The 7,936-nt window shown below is 61.2% G+C and carries 8 protein-coding genes; 1 reads left to right on the forward strand and 7 read right to left on the reverse strand.

The window, feature by feature from the left end; all coding sequences use genetic code 11:
* Positions 1-9: 9 nt before the first annotated feature.
* Genes AC1MEK_RS23555 through AC1MEK_RS23575 form a run of 5 tightly spaced genes read right to left on the reverse strand, consistent with a single transcriptional unit; the run spans position 10 to position 4,575 of the window.
* Positions 10-804, reverse strand: a complete 795-nt coding sequence (locus tag AC1MEK_RS23555) for a class I SAM-dependent methyltransferase (protein WP_480398678.1) — start codon at positions 802-804, stop codon at positions 10-12.
* Positions 764-1,951 carry a hypothetical protein gene (locus tag AC1MEK_RS23560; RefSeq protein WP_480398679.1) on the reverse strand — a complete coding sequence of 396 codons (1,188 nt, stop codon included), beginning with the start codon at positions 1,949-1,951 and terminating at the stop codon, positions 764-766. The genes AC1MEK_RS23555 and AC1MEK_RS23560 overlap by 41 nt, the downstream gene beginning before the upstream one ends.
* A gap of 37 nt (positions 1,952-1,988) precedes the next feature.
* Entirely contained in the window at positions 1,989-2,720 is a 732-nt protein-coding gene (locus AC1MEK_RS23565; protein ID WP_480398680.1) for an SDR family NAD(P)-dependent oxidoreductase, read from the reverse strand.
* Positions 2,717-3,454, reverse strand: a complete 738-nt coding sequence (locus AC1MEK_RS23570; protein WP_480398681.1) for a sulfotransferase-like domain-containing protein — start codon at positions 3,452-3,454, stop codon at positions 2,717-2,719. Before AC1MEK_RS23570 ends, AC1MEK_RS23565 begins: the two co-directional genes overlap by 4 nt.
* On the reverse strand, positions 3,451-4,575 hold the full coding sequence (locus AC1MEK_RS23575) for a transaldolase family protein (RefSeq protein ID WP_480398682.1): 1,125 nt from the start codon (positions 4,573-4,575) through the stop codon (positions 3,451-3,453). The genes AC1MEK_RS23570 and AC1MEK_RS23575 overlap by 4 nt, the downstream gene beginning before the upstream one ends.
* Before the next feature lie 557 nt (positions 4,576-5,132).
* Here AC1MEK_RS23575 and AC1MEK_RS23580 point away from each other — a divergent pair.
* Positions 5,133-5,675 carry a cytochrome b gene (locus AC1MEK_RS23580; RefSeq protein ID WP_480398683.1) on the forward strand — a complete coding sequence of 181 codons (543 nt, stop codon included), beginning with the start codon at positions 5,133-5,135 and terminating at the stop codon, positions 5,673-5,675.
* Positions 5,676-5,681: 6 nt separating this feature from the next.
* On the opposite strand, the gene AC1MEK_RS23585 is transcribed toward AC1MEK_RS23580, so the two are convergent.
* Complete coding sequence (locus tag AC1MEK_RS23585; RefSeq protein WP_480398684.1) at positions 5,682-6,902, reverse strand: cytochrome c biogenesis protein DipZ; 1,221 nt, start codon at positions 6,900-6,902, stop codon at positions 5,682-5,684.
* Between the two features lie 63 nt (positions 6,903-6,965).
* Positions 6,966-7,226, reverse strand: coding sequence for a DUF2790 domain-containing protein (locus AC1MEK_RS23590; RefSeq protein WP_480398685.1), 261 nt, complete (start codon positions 7,224-7,226; stop codon positions 6,966-6,968).
* Between the last annotated feature and the right edge of the window lie 710 nt (positions 7,227-7,936).

The following is a 7,936-nucleotide window of genomic DNA, read 5'->3' on the forward strand; positions in this document are numbered from 1 at the left end:
CTTTTGAGGTCAGGCAAAAGCCTGATGAATGATGAAGTCGGCGCGCATCGGGTCGTAGACGTGCTTGAAATCGCCAAAGCTCTTGCCCACCTCGAACCCCGCCATCGCCATCTCTTTGCGCAATTGCTCCGGCAGGAGCGGAAATACCCGCAGCCTGAAGCAGGCACCATCGTTGAAGGTGTAAACGAACTCGCACAACGAGGGGGTGAGTTCACCGAGGCTGACCCTGGCGCTCTTGCCGCAGTAGTAATAGCGGCCGGAAGAGGAGAAATGGCCGCCGAGAATCGCCTGAAAGTTGCGCTGGTCGATCAGCAACACGCCGCCAGGCTTGAGCAGGCTGCGAAAGCGCTTGAGCACCTCGACTCGCTCGGCCTCGTCGAACAGGTGGCACAACGAGCTGCCCAGGCATACCACAGCATCGAACGTACAAAGCAATTCGGAGCTCAGGCGCTGCCAGTCCAGACGCAGTAGAGGGATGTCGAGCCTGTGGCGGGCAAAGTTGACCCTGGCCCGCTCGAACATGGTCCGGCTGCCATCGCAGGCCACCACGTCGAACCCCGCCCGGCGCAACTGCACCGCATGAAAGCCTGTACCGGTGGATACATCAAGGACCCGACAGGCACCCGCCCTGAGCAGAAGGTCGGAAAAAAATGAGCCCTCTCCTGCCGCGCGTTTCTTCCAGTCGATCAGCTCGTCCCAGCGGGCCACGAAGTCGGCGCAATACTGTTGGGCATAGTCCTGATCACTGGCCTGGTCGTTCATCTCAACCGGCACGACGAGTGAAAGCGTGTTGCTGACTGACATGGCTGCTGACTCCCTGTTGGTGGACACTCGTGGCAAACGCCTGATACTTGCGCCCCAGTTCCTGTGCGTATTGCGCGGCGTCCGACACCTTCATTTGCGGCATGAAGAAACCCAGCATCTGTTCCATGACGCCCATCTGCGGGCGCCCGAACACCACAGTGCCATCGGCGAGAATCGATTCGATGCCGTCCTGACGCTGCCCGGCCTCGTTCAGGCCGATCGCCTCCTCACGGGTGACGCCATAGGGCAGCCCCAGCAACACCTGGCCCATGCCGACCTTGACCGGGTAACCGCCCGGCAGGCCATGAGGGCCAGGGGCATGAACATGCACTTCTTCCGCGGCGAACAGGTTTTCCACCACGCGGATCGCCGACATGGCGGTCAGGTACTGGCCATCGACGCCACCCAGACGACGGAAGTGCTCGGCGACAATGGCAAAGATGGCCGCTGGCTCGAACTCATCGCTGCATTCACGGCCGTCGATCCAGTAACTCAGATTGAAATGGGCCTGGGCTGGCAGCCCCCGGCGCGGCACGTAATGGCTGAAGAAGTGCTGGCCGACCAGCTTGACGCAGACTTGCAGCGGCTCGCAGCGCGCCAGCCGGGCAATGGCGCAGCGCGTGGCCGGCACCAGATTGGCGATGTTGCCCACGCCCACGTCCGGCGCCAGGCCGACTTTGAACAGCACCGCATTGACCGCATCGGGAAACGCCGCATTGACCACCAGTGCCCTGGGACACGACTGCTTGACCGCACGCATCAGGGCGTAGGCCGGCGCCAGATGCATGGGCAGCCAGGGCCCGAGTTGCGCCTGATCGAGCGCCTCGAACGTGGCCTTGGGCAGTTGCGTGATGACGCGCCAGGACTGCAGCGAGGCGCAGTTGAGAATGATGTCCGGCCTGATTCTGGAAAGGGTGTTGGCATTGCGCTCGATGGCAAATTCCGTGAGGTCCATTTCCCACGGCTGGATGCGCACCTGCACGTCCTGCTGCAAGGCGGCCAAGCGGATCAGATTGCACAAGCGCGTGACCTGCTCCAGGTTGCGGCTGGCCACGTGAAACTCGAACTGATTGCGCAGCGCGAGAATCTGCAGAATCTGCAGGCACAGATTGCCGCCGCCGACGATCAACAACTTTTTGCGTTGCATGTCGCGTCCTCCTTGTCGTTATTCGGTGCCGGCCGCGTCAGCGGGGATAGGCGCCGTTGTCCACCGGGATCACCTTCCCGGTCAGGTGGCGGCTGTGGTCAGACAGCAGAAACATGATCACATCAGCCACGCCCTGAGGCTCGATGGGCTCATCGAGGATTTCCTGTCGCTCGTATTCCTTGCACCGATGGGCGGGGATACGGTCATGAATCGACGTGTTGCGCACCAGCGCGGGAGACACCGCGTTGACGCGCACCCGAGGCGCGAAATTCCAGGCATTGGCCTTGGTCAGGCCGATGACCCCGGCCTTGGTGGCGCCATACAGCGCGTCCATGCTGCCGACCTCCCCCGCCACCGAAGTGATGTTGACGATACTGCGTGAGTGCTGGGCCTGCAGTTCGTGCCTGGCGAAGTCCTTGGACAGGTAGACCAGCGACTTGAGGTTCACCGCCCACATTTCCTCCATGTCTCGGTCGCTGTAGTCGTACACGCTCTTGCCGTTGTAGACCCCGGCGTTGTTGACCAGCCCGTGCAGGCTGCGATGCTTGTGGACCTCGTAGAGGTTGCCGATGAATGTCTGGTACACCGCAGGCTCGGCGAAGTCGACCAAATGGGTTTCCAGCCGGTGCGGCGGCAAATCCCGTTGCAACGCCTGCAGCCCAAGGCGGTCCTTGTCGGCGGCAATGACGAAGAAGCCCGCCTCCACGCAGGCGATCGCTGTGGCCCTGCCGATGCCGTTGGCAGCGCCGGTGATGACGATTTTTTTCATGCGTGTCCCTGCTGCACGAACTGGTTCATGCGCTCGTAGAAAGGTCGGTGAGCCTGGTAATAGGTCATCAGGCGGGGGTGCTGGTCGAGCAGCTGTGCATCGAATGCACTGTCAGGAGCGAAGATGCGCGAACTGTGCTCGGCCTCCTTGTGCCAGCTGCGCCAGGCCTTCCACTGCTCGGGGCAGGAGGGCTGCCAGTGCAGGCTATCGGGCAGGAACTCCAGCTGCAGGTAGTCGCAGAGCTTGCGCAGGGTCGGTTCGGGCTGCCTGGCCAGATCGTCACCGTTGACCACGTAGGGAATCTTTCCGGTGAGCCGGGTCACCTGACAGAAGATCTCGTACAGCGCCCGATGGCCAATGGCAGCCATGGGCATCTGGGCGAACATCGCGTGGTGCGAGACGATGGCCCGTGCGGTCTCGCGGATAATGAACACATGCTGTTGCTCGAGCAGAAACTCGGGGTCGGCCTTGAGCTCATCCAGGCAGTGGTAACACATGTCCTTATGGAAAACGTTGCAGGTCTGGCGCGTGCTGCGCAGCAGTGCCTTGACCCCTTCGTAGGTGCGCGGCAGGCCACAGTCCAGATCGTCGTGGGGGATGGCCGACTGCTCATCGAACGCCACGTGGGCGAAGGGCTCGTGGAAGACCTCGAAATCGCCCCGTTCGATAAACACCCGCTCCAGTGCCGTCGAGCGCGACCTTGGATGGGCCCACAAGGCGATCATGCGCTTCAAGAGGCACGCTCCATGGGCATCCCGAGCACCGGCCACATGGCCGGAACGCCCCCGCCGCCGCTGGCGCCCTTGACGAACGCCAGCAAACATTCCTGGCCTTCGCGGGCGTCCTGACTGGCAGTGAGAAATGCCGGATGCCGAGAAAAATCAGCGGGTGCCAGATCGCCCTCGAAATACGCCTGGTTGAAATAAGGAATCGCCACCAGACGATTGAGCACGCGGTTGGGCACCTGCACCCAGTCGCTCGCCGGGTGGACCGGCTGATGCTGTTGCTGGCGGCGGATCAGAAACTCGACGATCTGCGGCGTCAGGGTATAGAGCGTGGTGTCGGCGCCGGTGCGTTGTAGGTGCCAGCAGTGCTCACGCCCGCGCACGTCGGTGTCGATCTTCAGGCTGCACAGCAACAGCCGCGCCGGGGTCTGCCAGCGCCGCAACAGCGCCTGAATCGCCTGATACACCGCAAGCTCAGCCCAGCGCCGGTCGGCCGCGGTCAGGTGCAGGCGACGTTGCGCGGCCTGGCGCTCGAACTCGGGCTCGGCGCCCAAACGACCGATCATGAAACTGATGACGTAGCGAGCATGTTCGGTGCTCACCCCCTGAACCTGAGCGCGCAAGCGGCCGTTATGGATGGCCTTCAGGCAAGCCGCGGCCTGGGACACCGTGAAGCAGAAGGTGTTGTTCACCGAACAGCCCAGCGCCACCAGCTGTTCGATGGCGCGATAGCCTTGTTCACTGCCGGGCACCTTGACCATGACGTTCGGCGCCAGGCTCGCCAGCTGCATGCCGCGCGCAAACAGCAGTCCTTCGCTCATCCGCTCGCCGCCGTCGATCTGCGCCGACAGCCAGCCCAGCCTCTGCCCGGACGACACCCACAGCGGATACAGCTGATTGGCCCCTTCGACCACGGCCTGGTCATACACCCGGCGAGCCTTTTCGGCGCAGGACAAGCTGATCGACAGGCCGTCGAGGTAATCCTCCCATTTGCCGCTGTTGTCCACGACCGTCCGGGTAATTAGCCGCGGGTTGGTGGTGGCACCGGAAAAATCCCCGCTGTGGCGCGAAAAAGGTTCACCCAGCAAGTTTTCTATATAAGCGCGCATCTCCGGATATAACGAAAACATGCGAAGTTTGAAGGGCGCACAGGCACTGGGTGATGAATCCCACCAGACTTCCGAATCCATATTGTTGTGTTTTAAAAGACAAGCGAATCCCGGGACATCCATGTCAAGAGTCCTGTATACAAAATTGGGTAAGTGTTGATGAGGGCCCCAAGGCGCCGGGCAAAATGCCAGTCTGTTCAGACCGATAGTCGGGGACGCTGAACCGTCGCAGATAAAGATGGATCCAAGGGAGTGACCTGTCAAACGCGTTTTGATGGATTGCTAATTATGAATAATTATAAAAATATCGTTATTTAGAATGCACATTACAAAGCAATTCAATATCGATTCAACCACTCATTTGAATAACATCAATTGAATGAAGCAACGTAAAACAAACGAGACTTTATAAATCGCTAACTTTCTGACAGCGGTGACTGACATGTTTCTGCCGCTAGCACAACAAAAATACTGGCACGTTGAAAGCAATTGTCCCTGCCTCGAAACCCCGGACGCTGCCAGTGTTCATAAAGACAAGGCACAATGCCGCCTTATAATCAGAAACCGAGGGACCTATCGTGAATACACCTGACACTTTCGAACGCTACAGCTACAGGGCTCGCTGGTTTCATTGGGTCATGGCCGTGCTGATCGTGCTGGCCTATGCGCTGATCCTCAGCCGCAGCCAGTTCGCCAAAGGCACCGACCTGCGCGCCCTGGTGGTACAGAGCCATTTCTGGGTGGGGATCGTGGTATTCGTCATGGCCTGGTTTCGCATCGCCGAGCGCCATCGCCATACACCACCGGGCATCACCCCGCCGCTGGAAGGTGCCCTGCGCGTGGCAGCGACGCTTTCGCATTACGCGTTGTACGCCTTTCTGTTCGCGCAACCGCTGCTGGGGCTGTTCACCGTGTTGCTGGAGCGCGGGGCCTTGCCGATTCCGTTGACCTCGCTGAGCATCCCGGCACCGTTCGGCATTGCCAAGGACACTGCCGAGTCGCTGGAGCACTTCCATGTGCTGCTGGGGACGATCTTCTATTACGTCATCGGGCTGCACGTGATTGCAGCCCTCTGGCATCACTTCGTGCGCAAGGACAACACCGTGCGCCGCATGGTCTGACCCGCCTCAACCCTTGTTGGCGCTGGCCTTGGCTTCGGCGAGCAGTTGCTGGATCACCTGTTCCTGGGTGTCGTAGCTGCCTTCGCCGAAGTGGGTGTAACGGATCTGGCCCTGTGCATCGATCAGGTAGTGCGCAGGCCAGTACTGATTGCCGAACGCGCGCCAGATGGCGTAGTCGTTGTCGATGGCGATCGGGTAGTTCAGGCCCAGCTTCTGCACATTCTTGCGCACGTTGTCGATGACCCGCTCGTAGGGATACTCGGGGGTGTGCACACCGATCACCACCAGGCCGTCCTTCTCGTACTTCTTCGCCCATTCGTTGACGTACGGAATGCTGTGCTGGCAGTTGATGCAGTCGAAGGTCCAGAAGTCCACCAGCACCACTTTGCCACGCAGCGACTCCTTGCTCAGGGGCGGCGAGTTGAGCCATTGCACGGCGCCGGACAACGACGGCATTTCACCCTTCTCACTGACGTCCGGCGCGGTAGCGGCCTTGACGCTGTCGACCAGGTAATCGATGACCTTGGGCACGCCACTGAGCAGGCCCTGCTCCACCGCTGCTGCACCTTGCGACGAGGTGCCAGCCAGCAGCTGATTCTGCGAACCGCTGGCGATGGTCACCGCGACCACCAATGCCGCCAGCCCTGCGCCACGACGCAGCCAGGCAGTGACCGGCAGCGAGAGCTTCATGCGCGCCACCAGACCGCGTCCGGCAAAGATCAGCGCCCCCAGGGACACCGCACTGCCCAGGCCATAGGCCAGCAGCAACAGGCTGGTTTGCGCGCTCGGGCCCTGCAGCATGGCGCCGGTCAGAATGATCCCCAGAATCGGCCCGGCACACGGCGCCCACAACAGCCCGGTGGCGACACCGATCAGCAGCGAAGCGGACGGACCGGACAGGCGGCGGGTGGCGGGATCCAGACGATTACCGAGGGTCACCAGCGGCCAGGTCAGCCAGTGGCCGATCCTGGCCGACAGCAGCGACAGCGCGAACAGCACCAGCACCACCAGGGCGATGTGCCGGCCGATGCCGTTGGCGGTCACCACCCAGTCGCTGCTCACCACGGCCAGGCTTGAGACCAGAGCGAAGGTCAGGGACAGACCCAGCAGGGTCAGCAGCACCGAAGATGCCGAGCGGTCGGCGCGGGCGAACAGGAACGGCACCACGGGAAGGATGCAGGGGCTCAGAACCGTGACGATCCCGCCCAGAAATGCGATGAGCAACATAAGGACTACCTGCTGTGTGCGTTGAGGGCGCGGTCACTTGAGCGCGCCCGTCGGGGTCGATGATCAGTTGTCGTGGCAGCCGCCGGAGAAGCTCTGGTAGTCCAGGACGTGGGTCTGGTCCATCGAGTCCAAGTAGGTCAGTTGCGAGGTCACGACGCTGCACGCAGGGGTGGTGCCTTCGTGGGAGGAGATGACTTTCTTGATGTCCAGGTGGTCGCCGTACGTGTAGGTCATCGGTTTGATCTGATCCTGCGCATGGGCAGCAACAGCGCCCAGGCTCAGGGCGGCGAACAGGGTGGCGATCGAGATGTTTTTGAAGTTCATGATGCTCTCCGAATGCGTTGAAGGTTGTGTGTGGCGATAGAGGCTATTCAACGATTCAGAGGTATCGCGGATGTGTCGCGGGGGATGGGGAATTGGGTCGGTACGTGTCTGGGAGGGGGGTTGATACAGTGGGATACAAATCTGAAGATCAAGACCAAGAGCGTTCTTCCTAACGTCAGACCTGTTTCGACTTCGTCGAGTTACTTGGAAAAGACCCCCAAGTAACCAAGGGGTCTTGCTCCTGGTTTGGGTCTGACTTCGTCGGACTTCCTGAACGAAGGTCCCGCTCCGTGGGCCCGGCGCGAATGGGCCATCCATGGCCCCGCGCCTCGCGCCGCATCCATGCGGCTCGACCCACTCCGCGAGACCTCCATTCAGCCTGCACCCAAGTCGCGTTTTGTGGTGTTTGTGAGGTTTGCGTACGAAGATCAAAAGCCAAATCAAAAGCGCGCAGTGTATGCCGTCCCGTAGCAGCCGGGCTTGCCCGCGGGTCGCCCTCAAGATCGCCCCGCCGGCAAGCCGTGCTGCTACGGACGGTGTCGCTCAATCGCTTTTGATCTGCCGTTGCTTTTGATCTTTGAGCGCAATAGCCCAGACACCACCAATCGCGACTTGGGTGCAGGCCGAACGCAGGCGATGTGGAGTGGGACGAGCGACAGGATGTCGCGAGAGGCGCGTGGGCCATGGATGGCCCTTTCGCGCCGGGCCCA

The organism is Pseudomonas sp. 2, assembly GCF_056627435.1.

Bases quoted from the DNA above. Each gene is read 5' to 3' on its own strand.
- AC1MEK_RS23585 (WP_480398684.1), bottom strand. From the start codon at position 6,902: ATGTTGCTCATCGCATTTCTGGGCGGGATCGTCACGGTTCTGAGCCCC.
- AC1MEK_RS23565 (WP_480398680.1), bottom strand. From the start codon at position 2,720: ATGAAAAAAATCGTCATCACCGGCGCTGCCAACGGCATCGGCAGGGCC.
- AC1MEK_RS23575 (WP_480398682.1), bottom strand. From the start codon at position 4,575: ATGTTTTCGTTATATCCGGAGATGCGCGCTTATATAGAAAACTTGCTG.
- AC1MEK_RS23560 (WP_480398679.1), bottom strand. From the start codon at position 1,951: ATGCAACGCAAAAAGTTGTTGATCGTCGGCGGCGGCAATCTGTGCCTG.
- AC1MEK_RS23555 (WP_480398678.1), bottom strand. From the start codon at position 804: ATGTCAGTCAGCAACACGCTTTCACTCGTCGTGCCGGTTGAGATGAAC.
- AC1MEK_RS23590 (WP_480398685.1), bottom strand. From the start codon at position 7,226: ATGAACTTCAAAAACATCTCGATCGCCACCCTGTTCGCCGCCCTGAGC.